The organism is Citreicoccus inhibens, from assembly GCF_019039035.1.
Classification (GTDB): Bacteria; Myxococcota; Myxococcia; order Myxococcales; family Myxococcaceae; genus Citreicoccus; species Citreicoccus inhibens.
In genome coordinates, this window is record NZ_JAHNZT010000008.1 from 216,817 (window position 1) to 231,556 (window position 14,740).

Consider the following 14,740-nt stretch of genomic DNA (forward strand, 5'->3'; position numbering starts at 1 on the left):
GGGGCTCAATGGGTGATGACCTTGGCCGCGATGCCGCGCACCTGGGTGGGGAGCTGTGACTCCAGCGTCGTGATGAGCGGGAGCGTCCCTCGCCCCTGGTACACGGACGCCAGTCGCGGGCGCCAGTAGGGGTTGAAGAAGTTCGGATGCTCCGTCCAGTTGCCCGGCCGGTGGTAGTACGTCTGGCCGCGGGTGATGACGTTGAGCCCCTCGACGAAGCCGGCGAACTTCTTCCGGTCGTTCTTCATCTCCAGGCCGTGCGTGTCGCTCGTGAAGGAGAACTTCACCTTGCCCTGGTCGTTGAGCTGCGCGGGCGCGTTCGTGCCAGCGTCCTTGTCCTTGAGGTCCTTGTTCATGACCTCGTCCGGGGACTTGTTCAGCGCCACCCAGGTGGACGGCTGGTTGAAGTCGAACCGGTCGCGCTTCGCGGCGGTCTCGGTGCTCGCCTTGCGATCACAGACACCGTCGAACTGACCGGGCTCGAAGTGCATGAACGGGACGACGCCGCCCCACGGATGGTTGGTGTCCTCCGCCGGGTGCACGTTCGCCGTGTACACGCTGATCTTCCCTGCCCCCAGGAAGCACACGGGCAAGGTGCAGATCTTGTGCTCCGTGACGCCCACCTCGCCCTCGGGCCCGCTGGGGCGCGTGTAGCCGCGCCACGTCGTGTCGCCCGTGGGCATGCGCTGCGGATGCACGCGCCAGTGCACGCCGCCGTTCTGGAATGAGCCTTCCGTGGCGTTCATGGCCCAGATGCTCGTCTTGGCCATGTACTGGTACGGCATGTACTTGCCGCCGGTGTCCTTGAGGCCCTTGCGCGGATCGCCCCAGCACTCGCTGGGGTCCTTCACGTCGGTCTTGCAAGACAGCGGGTTGCGGAAGCCCGGGATGTTGGCCGGCCCGAACTTCAGCCAGTACAGGTCATCCGAGCCCATGTTGTCTCCCTGGGCCATGCTGCCGAGCGACGGAGCGATGCCCTCGCGCCAATCCCGGATGTAATTGCGCGCGGTGTTCGTCTTCACGATCTTCGCGCGGTCCGGGTTGTTGACCGTGAGCAGACGCGTCTGGCCCAGCTTGCCGAAGCTGAACACGCCCGGGATGTCGATCTCGTTGTTGAGCCAGTCGCGGAGGATGCCCAGCCAGTCCGGCAACGGGATGAGATCCCCCAGGCGCCGGGACGTGATGAAGCGCTCCTGGCAGGAGATGAGGTCCACGCTGCCCACGCCCAGACTCCCCTTCGAGTCGCAGGCATAGCGGGTGGCGTTGGCCACCGCGCCCATGGCGCGCTTGGCGCGGGCCTCCTTCTCATCGTGGCGCCACGCCTCGGGTTTGATGGGCTTGAAGGGATTGACGGGCATGCCCAGCGGGCGCCCACCTGCCTCTGGGAAGTGCGACTGATCGAAGAGGCATTGGCTGATGACGCCCGTGACCCCCTGGCTGACCAGCGAGTTGATGTTCTTGTCGTTATCCGCGATGACCGTGTCGGTGGTCTGCAAGACGTGCGTGGACGCCGACATCATCACCGCTTGTGAGGCGAAGAACAGGACGCTGTTGAGTATCCGGTGGGTCGGGATGATGAATTTGCCAATGAGCTTGTCTGGGTTGGTCGTCCGGATGAGCGTATGGAAAGCCTTGACGATCATCCGCCAGGCATCCATCGCCTTGTCTATGATCTTCAAAACCTGCCCGATGTAAGGCAAGGCTTCGAGAATGGGACAGGCCACCTTCCAGAAGATATTCTTGGATTTACCCGCGCATGGGTTCAGCGTCTTCATGAACCCATACGTGTCCGCGAGGAAGGCCTCCGCGAAGTAGATGAGCGACAGCAGCGACTGCCACATCATCGCGGAGACGTAGTGTGATGCCTGGGTGCGGTTGGCGTAGGCGTAGAAGTTGAACGCCCGCGCCTCCATGGCGGACATGGAGTAGGCGGCCGCGTCCGCGGTGTTCTGCAGGCGAATGCGCTCGTGGACGGTATGGCCGATGTTGACGGTCGTGACGACCGCGATGGACATCACCAGGACCAGCAGCGCGGCAAGCACCAGCGCCTGGCCTTCCTGGCGACGAAAACTCTGTCGGAGGATCCGGGTGAACATGGGGCAATTCCTCTTACAGGCCCCAGTCGGGCTTGAGGTGCATGATCCACTTGCGGTGGAAGTTGGACTGCATCCGCATGGTGTATGTGGCCGTCAAGGGCAGGAAGTAGCGCTTGCCGACCAGCTTCGAGACGAGGGGGATGCTGCCATCCGCCAGCCCCCAGAGGACCCACATCTCCGGGGCGTAGACCGTGTTGTAGCCCTCTTCGTGGTCCATTCCGCGAGCCTTGCCACGCAGGGCGCTGATGTCCTTCGTGCGGTTCGTCATGTTCGCCTTCTGCTCCAGCGTCGGGCGATCAATGGCGCCACGCAGCGCGACCTGCGCGTTGGAGGCGTACCACGCGTAGAAGATGACCCAGTTGGCGAATGGCACGCGCATCTCGTACCAGTAGCGCAGGCGAATGGTGAGACGCGTGGCCTTGCGGTAGACGGTCTCGGACTCATCCGGCTGGGGCAGGTTGAAGAACTTGATGATCTTCGACTCGAGGCCGGGCACTTCCGGGAAGCTGTCCGCGCCGTCGAAGTCCAACTCCTGCCAGTTGTAGCCCGCGCGCAGCTTCCAAATCGTGTCGATGGGCGTGAAGTAGGCCGGGTTGACGGTATCCACCCGGATGATGCCGAAGAGGTTGGAGCCGTTCAGCGACTCCGGCACGACGCCGCCGCCCCACGCCAACGCGCGCATCGCCTTGTCATAGAGCTGGTGCTTTCCCCACGTCTTTCCCAGCTCGACGATGTCGTCGGTCCGCCCCATGGTGGGCAGCAACGCGACGATGGCCGCGTCGTGCATGCGCTCGTTGTTGCCGTTCCAGACGATGCCTGCGCGCGCGGCTTGATACGCCGCGTACTCCGTCATCAGTTTCGCGTGCTGGATCATCGTGAGCTGGATGATTCCCAGCGCCAGGAAGACCATGAGCGGCATCACGAGTGCCGACTCGACGGCCACCTGGCCAGACTCCCGCCCCGCCCCAACCTTCTCAGACCGCCTCATGTCGTCATTATCGAGAACAGCGCCCACATGACGCATCGGTCAAATGGCCTGTTGCGCAACACTCGCTCCCAGGGTGTCTCAAATTCTCACACTGAGCATATCAATTCTCTCAGCGGGCTCCACCGTTGGGCGGCTCGGTTCGAGGAAGCGCGGGCGCGGCAGAAGCAGGAGCTGGCTGCGACACGGACCGCTTCTTCATCTTCCGCAGCGCAACCTCGGCCGCTCGTGAGTTGGGGGACTCGGCCAGGGCGCGATTGCAGGACTCGTCCGCCGCGGAGTCCTGCCCCAGGGCGGATTCCAGCTCACACAATCGGTTGAGAATCCTCACGCGCTCCGTCCTGGGAGCCCCCGCGCTCAAGGCCTCCCGCAAGAACCGCAGCTCGCGGAGATCATCGCCTTGGCTCGCCGCCGCTTGCGCCTGCCGGGACAGGTCCTGCCAGGACAGCGCCGGAGGCGACGCTGGGGTCGGGCTGGGGGCCTGATCCGCCTTGCCCGCCAGGGCGCCCCCCACAGCCGAGCGCGGGGCGTCTTCCTCCACGGCGGCCCGCGACGCAGCGGGCGCGGCCTTGCTCACGGACTTGGATGCGGCGACGGGCTTCGGAGCCTCGGCCGGGGCTCGGCCCGCTGGCGCGGCCGCACTGGGGGCATTCGCCATGAGCCCATCGGGCGCTTCCGCTTCATCCGCCACTTCCCGCGCGAGAGAAGCACCACCGAGGCGCAAGGACGAGCGCTCCTCCTTGGCGAGGTCGTCATAGCGCGGTCCGGCGACAGCCTGGGCCACGGGCTGGGGCTCGGCGGCGACAGCCACCGTCTGCGCGGGCGGAGGCGGCGGCGGCGGCCGCTCCTTCTGGCCGAAGTCCGCCAGCTGCTTCTTCGCGGGCGCCAGCTTCGAGGCGCGCGTGTCCAGACCGCCCCCGCTGCCGGCGTTCATCCACTCCACCGAGCGCTCCGGGTAGGCCCCTCGGTCCCTGCGCTTGGGAGCCTTGTCCAGTGGGAGGTCATCCGCGAGCGGCGCCGCGGCCGGAGCCGGGGCGGCCTCGGCCTTGGCCTCGAGCGCGGACGGCGCACTCACCTCGGGAGCCGCGCCGGGCGACTTGGCGCCCACGACGTCCGCCGCCTTCATCGCGGGGGCCAGGTTCAGGTTCTCGTTCACCGTGATGGACAGGATGCCCAGGGTGCCCACCGCGGCCAGTCCCGCCACGGGCAGCAGCCAGCGGCGCCACCGCGAGGGCTTGGGCTCGGGGCCCGCCGCCGCGCGACGGGCGGCCTGGTTCGCGTAGGCGAGCAAGGACTCCAGCCCCGCGTCGGGCGCGGGCTCGTCGGAGAGCTGGGCCATGGTGACGCGGACGCCCCGGATGTCCTCCAGGGCCCGAGCGCACCGGACACACCCTTGCAGGTGCGCCTCCAAGGCCTGAGCCTCGGTGCTGGGCAGTTCGCCATAGGCGAAGTCGAGGAGCCGGTCCTCGTGCGCGTGTGGATTCTGCGCTTTCATCCCGCCACCGTCCTTCCATCCTCCGCCAGATCGCCGTCCACGCCCAGTTCGCCCAGGCGTCGGCGCAGCGCTTCCAGCGCGTAGCGCATCCGACTCTTCACTGTGTTCTCGGACACGCCTGTCACCTCGGCGATCTCCTTGAACGGGATGCCGCTGTACTCACGAAGGATGAAGACCTCGCGTTGCTCTTCCGGAAGGCTGGCGAGCGCGCGCTCCAACAAGGGACGCAGCCGCGCATTGTGAGCGCCCCGCTCCGGGCTGGCGCCTTCATCGGGAAGGCTCTCCCCGAGCGCACGCCCCTCGTCGCCGTCCGTGCCGGCGGCGGGCGCCTCCAAGGAGGAGGCCTGGCGGTAGCTCTCTTTGCGCGTGCTGTCCACGCAGAGGTTCCTCGCAATGGTGTAGAGCCACGTCGTCAGCTTGGCCTTGGGCTCGTACTCCCGGGCGCTGCGCACGACCTTGAGCCACGTCTCCTGCAGCACGTCCTCCGCCCGCGACCGGTGACCGACGAAACGCAGGATGAAGTTGAAGACCGGCGCTCGGTGCCTGCGCACCAGGGCCTCGAATGCACGAGCGTCTCCCGCCTGGAAGGCGAGCATCAGCCGCTCGTCTGAGATCTCCGGTCCCAACACTCCCCCATTGCTCATGGAGCCACGGGTGCTTCCCTTTCCCACCGCCCAGGCCCTCTAACGGACCAAGGCGCGGTCAGGGTCTATTCCGGACGTGGCCTCCGGTAAGTAGCCAGAATGACAGGGACCGCGACGGCTGTCACCCATGCGCTCTGCGCCAGGAGGACCGTGGGCAATGGCCGCTGAACGTGAATGAACAGCGAGCGCCCCAGCCCCGCCCCCAGCAAGACGCCCGTCAAGGAGCGCAGGAGGTTGGACCCCGCGGCGGGCCGAAAGCGTCCCACCGCCCAGTCGATGAGCGCGGGCGACACGAGCATGAGCCCCAGTGGCACCTCCGCGTCGAACGTCAGCGGCGCGCGCAAGGCGAAGAGCGCGAGGAAGACCGCGACCAGGACGGGGTACGTGCCCAGGCAACGCGCGCACACGCGCACGCCGCCCAGCAGGTAGGTGCGGTTGTACTCATCCGGGTGATGATGGCTGAGCCAGAACACCGGAACCTCCTGCGAGTGAAGAAGCCTGGGTGGAACCGAGCGCATCGCCTTCCGCGAGGAAGCAAGCGACCGAATGCCCCGAGGCCACTGGATACAGCGGGGGTGACTCGCGCCGGCACCGCTCCGTCGCCTGCGGGCATCGCGGATGGAACGCGCACCCGCCCGGCGGAGACATCGGGGACGGCGGCTCACCGGGCAGGACCTGGCGCGTGCGCGGATGCGTCGGGTCGGGCACGGGCACCGCGGACAGCAGCGCGCGGGTGTACGGATGCCGAGCCCCCTGAGACAACCGCCGCGCCGGAGCCAGCTCCACGATGCGGCCCAGGTACATCACCGCCACGCGGGTGGACAGGTACTCCACGACCTTGAGGTCATGCGCGATGAAGACATAGGTCAGCCCGCGATCACGCTGGAGCTCCACCAGCAGGTTGACGATCTGCGCCTGGATGGAGACATCGAGCGCGCTGAGCGGCTCATCCGCCACCACCAGCTCCGGGCGCAACGCAATGGCACGTGCAATCCCGATGCGTTGGCGCTGACCGCCGGAGAACTCGTGCGGAAAGCGCTCCAGCGCGTCCTTCGGCAGCCCGAGCACGTCCAGCAGGCCGTGCAGCTCCCGCTCCGCGCCGCGCGACAGGCCGTGGATGACGAAGGGCTCGCTCAGGATGTCCCGCACCGTCATCCGAGGATTGAGCGACGCGAACGGATCCTGGAAGACGAGCTGCATGCGCCGCCGCAGCGGCCGAACGCGGCGCGGCGAGAGCCCCACGAGTTCCTGTCCATCGAAGCGGACCGAGCCATGGGTGATGTCCACGAGTTGCAGCAAGGCGCGCCCGAGCGTGCTCTTGCCGCAGCCACTCTCCCCCACCACGCCGAGCGTCTCGCCGCGCGCCACGTCGAAGTCCACGCCGTCCACCGCGCGCACCCAGCCGCGGGGCCGCCCCAGCAGCCCTCGGCGCACCGGGAAGTGCACCTTCAAGTCACGGACTTGGATGAGCGGCGCGGTCATGACGTGGGCACCGGATGATGACAGGCGGCGAGCTGCGCCCCTCGCTTCACCTCCAGCGCCGGCGCGACTTGGGCGCAGCGGTCCACGGCTCGCTCGCAGCGCTCGCGAAAGGCACAGCCCGTCGGCAGCTGTCGCAAGGACGGCACCATGCCCGGGATGGCTCGCAGCCGAGGTCGCGCACCTTCCGCCGAGCCCCCGCGCGCCGCATCCCAGGAGGGAATCGAGCGCAGCAGCCCCGCCGTGTACGGGTGCGCGGGATGCGCGAACAGCTCGCGCACGGGCGCGTACTCCACCACCTTGCCCGCGTACATCACCGCGACGGTGTCGCACTGCCCTGCCACCACGCCGAGGTCGTGGGTGATGAGCAGCACCGCCATGTATCGCTCGGCCTGCAGGCGCTTGAGCAACTCCAGAATCTGCGCCTGGACGGTGACGTCCAGCGCGGTCGTCGGCTCGTCCGCGATGAGCAGCGAGGGGTCACACGCGAGCGCCATCGCGATCATCACCCGCTGGCGCATGCCCCCGGAGAGTTGATGCGGATAAGCGTCCACGCGCTCCTCGGGCGCCGGGATGCCCACGGTGCGCAGCAACTCCACGGCCCGCTCGCGCGCGCGCCGACGGGACTCACCCAGGTGGAGCCGAGGTCCTTCGGCGAGTTGCTCGCCCACCGTATGCACGGGATTGAGCGAGGTCATCGGCTCCTGGAACACCATGCCCAGCGAGCGTCCGCGCACCTCGCGCATCCGCGCCTCGGGGAGCGACAGGAGGTCCACGCCGCGCAGGCGCACTTCACCCGCGACGATGCGCGCGGGGGGCTCGGGGACGAGCCGCATCACGGACAGCGCCGTCAGGCTCTTTCCGCAGCCGCTCTCGCCCACCACGCCGAGCGTGCTCCCCGCCGGCACCGAGAACGACACGCCATCCACCGCGCGCACCGGGCCGTCCTCCAACCGCAGCTCCGTGGTCAGCCCGCGCACCTCCAGCACGGGCTCGGCGGAGGCGGGGTGCGTCCCGACGGTCACTTCCGCGCCAGCTCCTCCAGGAACTCCAACTCCTGGATGAGGCCCTTGCGAATCAACAGCCGGATGAGGCTCGCCACCATGCGCGCGGGCTTCACCTTCTCCGTGTCGAGGCTCGGCTCCTCGCCCTTGGACAGCCGGTCGAGGTCATCCAGCACCGCCAGGTCCTCCTCCGAGAAGCTGGGCGTGGGCGTGAGCACCACCGACGGCCGAGAGCCCTGCGCGGCGCCGCCGAACATCACCACCGGGACGCGGGGCTTGCCCGAGCCGGGCTCTGGCTCGTCGTCCGGCACGGGCGGCGGGGGCGGCTTCACGGAACCCGGGCGCGCCTTCGCGCCGAGCAGGTCCTCCAACACATCGACGCCAGAAGCGTTGGACTCGGCGGGCGGCGGCGGTGGCAGCTCCCACGGCATCGCCGCGGCACTCGCGGCGGGGCGCGGACGCGGAGGCGCAGCGACGGGCTCCTCGTCCAGAGGTTCGGCCTCCACGATGTCCAAGGGCTCTCCCCGGGCACGCGCCAGCGCGGTGTCCATGTCGTCCGGCGACGCGACGAAGATGCGCAGCTGCTTGCTGAGCTGAAAGCGCAGCTCATCCACGATGGTCAGGTCCGCCGGGTCCTCCACCGCCACGTGCAGCTTCTCGCCCCGTCCCTCCGACTCCAGACGGAACGGGAGGATGCGGTGCTCGGTCTGGAAGTCCACCGACACGAGCGACGACACCGCGACGGGGATGTTCTCGGGCAGCTCCACGAAGGGCAGCTCGTACTGAGTCGCCAGCGCCCGCGCGATGTCCGTCGTGTTGCACGCGCCTTGGGAGATGAGGACCTCGCCCAGCTTCCGTCCCTGGCCGCGACGCACGGACGCCAGCGCCGTCTTGACCTGCTCCTCGGTCACCACGCCGGCCTGGACCAGCAGCTCGCCAATCTTCTTGCGCATGGGTGAGGGCTACCGCTTGACCTTCGCGAGGTACTCCTCGCGCGAGAAGATGCCCTTCTCGATGCACAGCTCGACCATCGCCTTGAGCGCGGCCACTTCCTTGCGCTGAACGTCCTCGACGCTGCGGAGCATGTCCGCCGGGCTGCCTCCCGCGGCGCGGGCTGGAGGCGACTCCACCACGGGCGCCTGCGGACGTGGCGCCGGGGCGCTCCGGGCCGCCGCGCTCGGAGGAGGACCGGCGCTCACCACCGCGGCCGCGGCGGGATCCAGGTCCTTGAGGTTCTTGACGACGGTGCGCCCCTGCGCGTCCACCACCTTGAAGTTGGTGTCCGCGTCCTCCAGTTCGGCCGTCTCCTCGTAGATGCGGGCGAAGGCGCGCGCGATGGAGGTCCGGCCCGCCACGTTCACCACGATGCGGCACTTGGTGATGGCGCGCAGTTCGTCGAGCATCCGCACGTTGAGCGGATCCGACATGGCCACCACCAGCGTCTTGCCCTCATCCCGAAGCTGGAGCGGCAGCACGGAGAAGTCCCGCGCCGTCTGCGTGGAGATCTTCGCCTTCACGTGCGGCTGCACGCTCTGCACCGCCTCCAGGTTCACGGCGGGCATCCCGAGCTGTTTGGACAGGGCGCGGACCAGGATGTCCTCGGACACGAGGTTCATCCGGACCAGGATCTCCCCCAGCTTTCCGCCCCACTTCGCCTGTTCGGCGAGCGCGGCCTTGAGCTGGCTCTCCTGGAGCACGTTCGCCTTGATCAGCAGTTCGCCAAGCTTGATCTGTGCCATGTCGTACGGGCCAGTGTACCCGAGTTGCGCCAAACCACTGATTCTTCCGCGCCCGGCCGCCTAGGAGCCCGGCACCGGTGGCGGAGGACCCACCGGGTGGGGGCCCGACAGCTCGCGCCCCTGGGCGTCCACGTCCACCACCTTCGCGCCTTCCGGGGCCGCCAACTCGTAGAGTGTGAGGTCCGGCCGTCCGTTGAGTGTCACCCGCTGATACCGCAGCTCCAGCTTCGTATTGGCCGAGGCGGCATCCAGGGAGACCTTTCCTGGAAAGAGCAGCTCGCCGCGCAGCTTGAAGTCATCGAATGCCAGGTCGTAGCCCGGCACGCCGCTCACCTCGCTCTTCACCACGCGCAGGTAGCGCGGATCGACGCGGAGCGTCTGACGCGCGGGGCCTCGGTAGAGCGTGAGCACGTAGACCCGGTTCTTCTCATCCAGCTCCAGCGTCATCCGCTCCGGAGGAATGAGCGGGGTCTGGCCGAGCATGACGGCGACCAGCTCCTCGCTCGGCAACACCACGGGCAGGAAGCGAGAGACGTTCTCCGGGCTCGACGGCCCCTGGTAGTAGGTGTTGTCGCGCGCCTGGAGCAGGCCGAACCGCTCGCCGTCGCTGGTGAGCGAGGCGACGGGCCGGTTGAAGAAGTCGAACGTCTCCAGGTGGACGAGCGCGGGGCGGCTGATGCCCACGAACATGCTGAGCGTGCCGCTGCCCTGCGGGGACTCGATGTGCACCTTCGCGTCGCCCTCCAAGGTGACGACCTGGGACTGGCGCTCGCGCACGTGCTGGTAGAGCACCTGCGGGTCGCTGATGCGGCCTTCTGGACCAAACTCGAGTCGCTTGGGGCAGGCCGAACAAAGCAGGGCCAGGAAGATTGCAGCGGCTGCGCGGTTCATATGTCCTAGTCTGGGCCAGGCGGCCCTGCCCGGTCATCCTCCATGAGCCTGAACGATCTCCTGCACTACCTTCGCCTCGGCGGTGTCACCCTCGCCCTGCTCCTGGCCGCTTCGGTGGTCGCACTGGGCGTGGCCATCGAACGTTTGCTCGCCCTCTGGGGAGTGAGCGAGCGCTCGCGCGCCCTGGGGGAAACCATCCACAAGCACCTGCTCCGAGGTGACGTGCCCGCGGCGCGCACCACGGCCGAGCGCTCGGACGCGGTGGCCGCCGACATCTTCCTCGCGGGCTTCGAGCGCTGGGAGCGCGCCCGCACCACGGGCGGCTCGGGCATCGAGTCCGCGGTGGAGCGCGAGCGCGCCCAGGTGGGCCTCAAGCTGCGCCGCAACCTGTGGATCCTCGCCACCATTGGCTCGACGACGCCCTTCGTGGGCCTGTTCGGCACCGTGGCCGGCATCATGCGCTCGTTCAAGGACCTGGGCCTGGACGTGGAGGCCGGCGGAACGGGCGGAACGTCGGCGGTGATGACGGGCATCTCCGAGGCGCTCGTGGCCACCGCGGTGGGCATCCTCGTGGCCGTCATGGCCATGGTCTTCTACAACTACTTCCAGGCCCGGCTGTCTCGCGTGCTCGTGGAGCTGCGCCTCTTGGGCGACGAGTTCGTGGAGCTGCTCAAGGAGCGCGCCGCGGGCGTGCCCCCCGCCGTGGAAGCCCCCGCCTCCCCTCCCCGCCCGGACGCGCAGCCGGCGCCCTCGTCCACGTAAGGAGACCGCGCCATGGGCATGGGAAAGACGCCAGGGTCGGACGACGAGAACGAGGGCGTGTTCGCGGAGATCAACATCACGCCGCTCACGGACGTGATGCTGGTGCTCCTCATCATCTTCATGGTGACGAGCACCGTCATCGTTCAGCAGGGCCCGGGCGGCGGCGTGAAGACGGGCCTCAAGGTGAACCTGCCCAAGGGCGGCGCCGCCGACGTCACCGCGCGCACCACGGACCTGTCCGTGGCGGTGCTGGCGGATGGGCGCTTCGTCGTGTCGGGCAACGTGGTGTCCCAGGACGAGCTCAAGAAGGCCTTCGAGCAGGCCCGGGGACAGAACCCGGACACCGTGGTCATCGTCCAGGCGGACGAGGGGGTTCCCCATGGCACGGTGGTCCAGGTGATGGAGCTGGCGAAGAAGGCCGGGCTGGCCCAGCTCGCCATCGGCGTGCGCGAGGGCGAGTAGCCCCCGCGCACCCCGCCCTTCGCCTCAGACGGAGGCGAAGGCCGCGTCGGTGATGTCCATCGGGGAGGTATCCTCGAGGGCGATCAGCCGCGCGGCGTGCTCCACGTTGGGCAGCACGTTCCGGGCGTACCAGAGCGCGCTGTACTTCTTGCCGTCGTAGAAGGCCTTGTCCGGGTGGTCCGCGGACAGCGACGCCGCGGCCTTCTCCGCGACGATGGCGGCGTCCAGCAGCAGCCAGCCCACCGCGACCTCGGACATCATCTGGAGGAAGCGGTTGGCGGACAGCGGGATGAGCGGGAACTTGGCCCCGTCCTGCGACCAGCCGAACAGCGCCATCGCGCTGGACATCAGGCCCTCCTGGGCCGCGGCCAGCGTCTTCACCGCGTCGCCGAAGATGGCGTGCTCGCGGTGGGTCTCCACGAAGGTGCCCACGTCCCCCATGAACTGCTGGAAGTGCGCGCCGCCCGCCTGGCCCATCTTCCGGCCCACCAGGTCCATGGCCTGGATGTGGTTGGTGCCCTCGTAGATGGAGAAGATCTTCGAGTCGCGCGTGTACTGCTCCACCGGGTAGTCCTGGATGTAGCCGGCGCCGCCGTACACCTGGATGGCCTGGGCGCAGAGGCGGAAGGCCTGATCCGACGAGTACGCCTTCACCAGCGGGGTGAGCACCTCCACCTGGCCGCGGTGGTAGCTGGCCGCGTCGTCATCCTTGCCGGCGAGCTGGCGCGCCTTGTCCAGGTGCATGGCCAGCTTGATGATGAGCGAGCGGATGCCCTCGATGTGGGCCTTCATCTCCAGCAGCATCCGGCGCACGTCCGGGTGCTCGATGATGGCGGCGCGCGGCGCGGTGGGGTCCTTCCACTTGGTGAAGTGCGAGCCCTGCTTGCGGTCCTTCGCGTAGTCGAGCGCGTTGTAGTACGCGGCCGACGCGAGGCCGAGGCCCTGGATGCCCACGGCGATGCGCGCGCCGTTCATCATCTTGAACATCTGGCTCATGCCGACGTGCTCGACGGTGCCCACCAGCTCGCCGACACAGTTGTCGCTCTCGCCAAAGTTGATGACACAGGTGGCCGAGCCGTTGATGCCCATCTTGTGCTCGATGGAGCCCACCGCCACGTCATTGGCGGCGCCCGCCGAGCCGTCCGCGTTGATGCGGCGCTTGGGGACGATGAACAGCGACAGGCCCTTGGTGCCGGGCGACGCGCCGTCGATGCGCGCGAGCACCAGGTGGATGATGTTGTCCGCCATGTCGTGGTCGCCGCCGGAGATGAAGATCTTCGTCCCGCGGATGCTGTACGTCCCGTCCGGGTTGCGACGCGCCGTCGACTTGGCCGCGCCCACGTCCGAGCCGGCGTGCGGCTCGGTGAGGCACATGGTGCCGCCCCACGTGCCGTTGAGCATGCGCTCCACGAACTGCTTCTGCTGCTCGGGCGTGCCGCACTCGGCGATGACCTCGGCCGCGCCGAACGCCAGGCCCGGGTACATGTTGAACGCCGTGTTGGCGCCCGAGAGGATCTCCTCCACCGTCACCTGGAGCATCATCGGCGCGCCCTGGCCGCCGTGGTCCGGGCTCACCGCCACCGTCTTGAAGCCCTGCTCGTAGAGCTTCTTCCACGCGTCCTTGAAGCCCGTGGGCGTGAACACGGAGCCCTTCTCCACGCGGCAGCCCTCGCGGTCACCCACCGAGTTGAGGGGCCCCAGCACCTCGCGCGCGAAGCGGTACGTCTCCGTCAACACCGCCCGAGCCTCGTCCGAGCCCCAGGCCTCGTAGGGCACCTGGCCCGCGACCTGGCCGAAGCCGAACTGCTCGAACAGCGTGAAGAAGATCTCTCGAAGGTCGGTCTTGTAGGTGTTGATGCCGGCGGACATGGCCACTCCTGCGTGAGGGCTCGCTGCCCGCCGCTCCCCACGCGGAAGAGCGGTTTGGGGTCAGAGGCCCGGTAAGGACGCAGGAAGTTTGGCGTCGCCTGATTTTTGAGTCAACCTTGAATGACACCCTGCGTTGAGGGGCGGTCAGAGCCACCGGGCTGAACGCAGGGTCGCTCCCCGGGCAGGCCTACTTCTTGGGCTTGCGCGCCGAGGGCAGGGTCGCCGTCTTGGCGGCGGGCTTCTCTCGGGGCGCGGTCTTCTTGGACGAGGCGCCAGTGCGGGGCTCGCCCGAGTCCTCGCCCTCTTCGGGGGCGCGGGGCACGGAGGACCCGCCCGCGTTGGCGCTGGCGGTGGCCAGGCTCTCGCGGGGCACCTCGACGACAATGGGCGCCTGGCCGGAGCGCTGCCGGCTCTCGTCCTCGAGCGAGTAGAAGAGCTGGATTTGAGAGCCGCCCTTCATGACGAGCTCGCCCCGCTGGTTCTCCGCCCAGAGGTCGATCTCCACGAAGTAACGGCCGCCGGAGCCGTGCCGGTCGCTCACGCGGCCCTTGCAGACCACGGTGTCTCCGGGCCAGACCATCTTGATGAAGCGGACGTTGTAGCGCCGCAGCTGGCCGCCCCGGGCCCAGTCGCTGATGAGCTGGCCGAGCATGCCCATCACCAGCATCCCCGGCGCGTAGACGGAAGGCATGCCCACGCTCTTGGCGTAGAGCTCGTCCACGTGCACCGGGTTGTAGTCACCGGAGGCCCCCGCGTAGCGCGACAGCTGCACGCGGTCGATGGGGGCCTTGGCCAGGGCCGGCAGTTCGTCACCGACGCGGATGGTCTCGAAGTAGAGCTTGCGCGCGGGCATCAGGGAGTCTCCTTGGAAGCACGCACCACCAGGGTCCTGCGGGCACGGAACACGAGGTTGCCTTCCTCGTCGCGGCCCTCATCCTCGATGACCGCGATGTCCATCTTCCCCGCGATGCCAGGCCGCTCGAAGACGTCCGCCACGCGCGTGGAGACGAAGATGCGGTCTCCAGCGAAGATGGGGCGCTCGTAGTCGAAGCCCTGCTCGGCGTGGAGCAAGCTCTTGATGCCTACGCCGAGCAGCTCGCGCAGGTCAGCGGCGGAATGAAACGATGCCGGGAAGGTGGGGGGCGCGACAATGGTGGGGTAGCCCGATGCACGGGCGTACTCCTCGTCGTAGTAGATGGGATTGTAGTCTCCGATGGCCTCCGCGAAGCGCCGGATGGACCCCTTCTCCACTTCATTCAGCGTCGGCGGCGAGGCACGGCCGATCGCGTTCTTGTCGAGCATGTCCCTCTCCTG

At 68.3% G+C, this 14,740-nt stretch carries 15 protein-coding genes; 2 read left to right on the top strand and 13 right to left on the bottom strand.

Translation table 11 applies throughout. From position 1 onward, the window contains the following. Positions 1–5: 5 nt before the first annotated feature. The 10 genes from KRR26_RS13260 to KRR26_RS13305 all read right to left on the bottom strand — a co-directional run bounded on the left by KRR26_RS13260 (position 6) and on the right by KRR26_RS13305 (position 10,333). Positions 6–2,096 carry a pilus assembly protein TadG-related protein gene (locus tag KRR26_RS13260; RefSeq protein ID WP_120208737.1) on the bottom strand — a complete coding sequence of 697 codons (2,091 nt, stop codon included), beginning with the start codon at positions 2,094–2,096 and terminating at the stop codon, positions 6–8. A gap of 13 nt (positions 2,097–2,109) precedes the next feature. Continuing rightward, positions 2,110–3,084, bottom strand: coding sequence for a TadE/TadG family type IV pilus assembly protein (locus KRR26_RS13265; RefSeq protein WP_120208736.1), 975 nt, complete (start codon positions 3,082–3,084; stop codon positions 2,110–2,112). A gap of 109 nt (positions 3,085–3,193) precedes the next feature. Continuing rightward, positions 3,194–4,576, bottom strand: coding sequence for an anti-sigma factor family protein (locus KRR26_RS13270; RefSeq protein WP_217079978.1), 1,383 nt, complete (start codon positions 4,574–4,576; stop codon positions 3,194–3,196). Beyond that, positions 4,573–5,220 (bottom strand): RNA polymerase sigma factor, encoded by a 648-nt coding sequence (locus KRR26_RS13275; RefSeq protein ID WP_217079979.1) that lies wholly within the window; start codon positions 5,218–5,220, stop codon positions 4,573–4,575. Before KRR26_RS13275 ends, KRR26_RS13270 begins: the two co-directional genes overlap by 4 nt. 65 nt (positions 5,221–5,285) lie before the next feature. After that, a complete protein-coding gene (locus KRR26_RS13280; RefSeq protein ID WP_217079980.1) occupies positions 5,286–5,693 on the bottom strand; it encodes a DUF2085 domain-containing protein in 408 nt (135 codons plus the stop codon). Then, positions 5,662–6,702 carry an ABC transporter ATP-binding protein gene (locus KRR26_RS13285; protein WP_217079981.1) on the bottom strand — a complete coding sequence of 347 codons (1,041 nt, stop codon included), beginning with the start codon at positions 6,700–6,702 and terminating at the stop codon, positions 5,662–5,664. The genes KRR26_RS13280 and KRR26_RS13285 overlap by 32 nt, the downstream gene beginning before the upstream one ends. Next, positions 6,699–7,724, bottom strand: coding sequence for an ABC transporter ATP-binding protein (locus KRR26_RS13290; RefSeq protein ID WP_328707119.1), 1,026 nt, complete (start codon positions 7,722–7,724; stop codon positions 6,699–6,701). Before KRR26_RS13290 ends, KRR26_RS13285 begins: the two co-directional genes overlap by 4 nt. Next, the gene (locus tag KRR26_RS13295; protein ID WP_217079982.1) at positions 7,721–8,656 is read right to left on the bottom strand and encodes a GspE/PulE/PilB domain-containing protein; all 936 of its coding nucleotides are present in this window, start codon (positions 8,654–8,656) and stop codon (positions 7,721–7,723) included. The genes KRR26_RS13290 and KRR26_RS13295 overlap by 4 nt, the downstream gene beginning before the upstream one ends. Before the next feature lie 9 nt (positions 8,657–8,665). Next, on the bottom strand, positions 8,666–9,442 hold the full coding sequence (locus tag KRR26_RS13300) for a GspE/PulE/PilB domain-containing protein (RefSeq protein WP_120208949.1): 777 nt from the start codon (positions 9,440–9,442) through the stop codon (positions 8,666–8,668). A 60-nt stretch (positions 9,443–9,502) separates the two neighbouring features. Next, the gene (locus KRR26_RS13305; RefSeq protein ID WP_120208725.1) at positions 9,503–10,333 is read right to left on the bottom strand and encodes a DUF4292 domain-containing protein; all 831 of its coding nucleotides are present in this window, start codon (positions 10,331–10,333) and stop codon (positions 9,503–9,505) included. A 42-nt stretch (positions 10,334–10,375) separates the two neighbouring features. On the opposite strand from KRR26_RS13305, the gene KRR26_RS13310 reads away from it, so the two are divergent. Together KRR26_RS13310 and KRR26_RS13315 are read left to right on the top strand one after the other, a co-directional pair. Next, positions 10,376–11,095, top strand: a complete 720-nt coding sequence (locus KRR26_RS13310; protein WP_120208723.1) for a MotA/TolQ/ExbB proton channel family protein — start codon at positions 10,376–10,378, stop codon at positions 11,093–11,095. Between the two features lie 12 nt (positions 11,096–11,107). Beyond that, positions 11,108–11,557, top strand: coding sequence for an ExbD/TolR family protein (locus tag KRR26_RS13315; protein WP_120208722.1), 450 nt, complete (start codon positions 11,108–11,110; stop codon positions 11,555–11,557). Between the two features lie 24 nt (positions 11,558–11,581). Here KRR26_RS13315 and KRR26_RS13320 read toward each other — a convergent pair whose 3' ends face one another. The 3 genes from KRR26_RS13320 to KRR26_RS13330 all read right to left on the bottom strand — a co-directional run bounded on the left by KRR26_RS13320 (position 11,582) and on the right by KRR26_RS13330 (position 14,728). Further along, positions 11,582–13,426 (bottom strand): acyl-CoA dehydrogenase, encoded by a 1,845-nt coding sequence (locus KRR26_RS13320; protein WP_120208720.1) that lies wholly within the window; start codon positions 13,424–13,426, stop codon positions 11,582–11,584. A gap of 187 nt (positions 13,427–13,613) precedes the next feature. Beyond that, positions 13,614–14,279, bottom strand: a complete 666-nt coding sequence (locus KRR26_RS13325; protein WP_120208718.1) for a MaoC family dehydratase — start codon at positions 14,277–14,279, stop codon at positions 13,614–13,616. Next, the gene (locus tag KRR26_RS13330) at positions 14,279–14,728 is read right to left on the bottom strand and encodes a MaoC family dehydratase N-terminal domain-containing protein (protein ID WP_120208717.1); all 450 of its coding nucleotides are present in this window, start codon (positions 14,726–14,728) and stop codon (positions 14,279–14,281) included. The genes KRR26_RS13325 and KRR26_RS13330 overlap by 1 nt, the downstream gene beginning before the upstream one ends. Positions 14,729–14,740: the final 12 nt, after the last annotated feature.

Bases quoted from the DNA above. Each gene is read 5' to 3' on its own strand.
- KRR26_RS13260 (WP_120208737.1), bottom strand. From the start codon at position 2,096: ATGTTCACCCGGATCCTCCGACAGAGTTTTCGTCGCCAGGAAGGCCAG.
- KRR26_RS13265 (WP_120208736.1), bottom strand. From the start codon at position 3,084: ATGAGGCGGTCTGAGAAGGTTGGGGCGGGGCGGGAGTCTGGCCAGGTG.
- KRR26_RS13270 (WP_217079978.1), bottom strand. From the start codon at position 4,576: ATGAAAGCGCAGAATCCACACGCGCACGAGGACCGGCTCCTCGACTTC.
- KRR26_RS13275 (WP_217079979.1), bottom strand. From the start codon at position 5,220: ATGAGCAATGGGGGAGTGTTGGGACCGGAGATCTCAGACGAGCGGCTG.
- KRR26_RS13285 (WP_217079981.1), bottom strand. From the start codon at position 6,702: ATGACCGCGCCGCTCATCCAAGTCCGTGACTTGAAGGTGCACTTCCCG.
- KRR26_RS13295 (WP_217079982.1), bottom strand. From the start codon at position 8,656: ATGCGCAAGAAGATTGGCGAGCTGCTGGTCCAGGCCGGCGTGGTGACC.
- KRR26_RS13300 (WP_120208949.1), bottom strand. From the start codon at position 9,442: ATGGCACAGATCAAGCTTGGCGAACTGCTGATCAAGGCGAACGTGCTC.
- KRR26_RS13305 (WP_120208725.1), bottom strand. From the start codon at position 10,333: ATGAACCGCGCAGCCGCTGCAATCTTCCTGGCCCTGCTTTGTTCGGCC.
- KRR26_RS13310 (WP_120208723.1), top strand. From the start codon at position 10,376: ATGAGCCTGAACGATCTCCTGCACTACCTTCGCCTCGGCGGTGTCACC.
- KRR26_RS13315 (WP_120208722.1), top strand. From the start codon at position 11,108: ATGGGCATGGGAAAGACGCCAGGGTCGGACGACGAGAACGAGGGCGTG.
- KRR26_RS13320 (WP_120208720.1), bottom strand. From the start codon at position 13,426: ATGTCCGCCGGCATCAACACCTACAAGACCGACCTTCGAGAGATCTTC.
- KRR26_RS13325 (WP_120208718.1), bottom strand. From the start codon at position 14,279: ATGCCCGCGCGCAAGCTCTACTTCGAGACCATCCGCGTCGGTGACGAA.
- KRR26_RS13330 (WP_120208717.1), bottom strand. From the start codon at position 14,728: ATGCTCGACAAGAACGCGATCGGCCGTGCCTCGCCGCCGACGCTGAAT.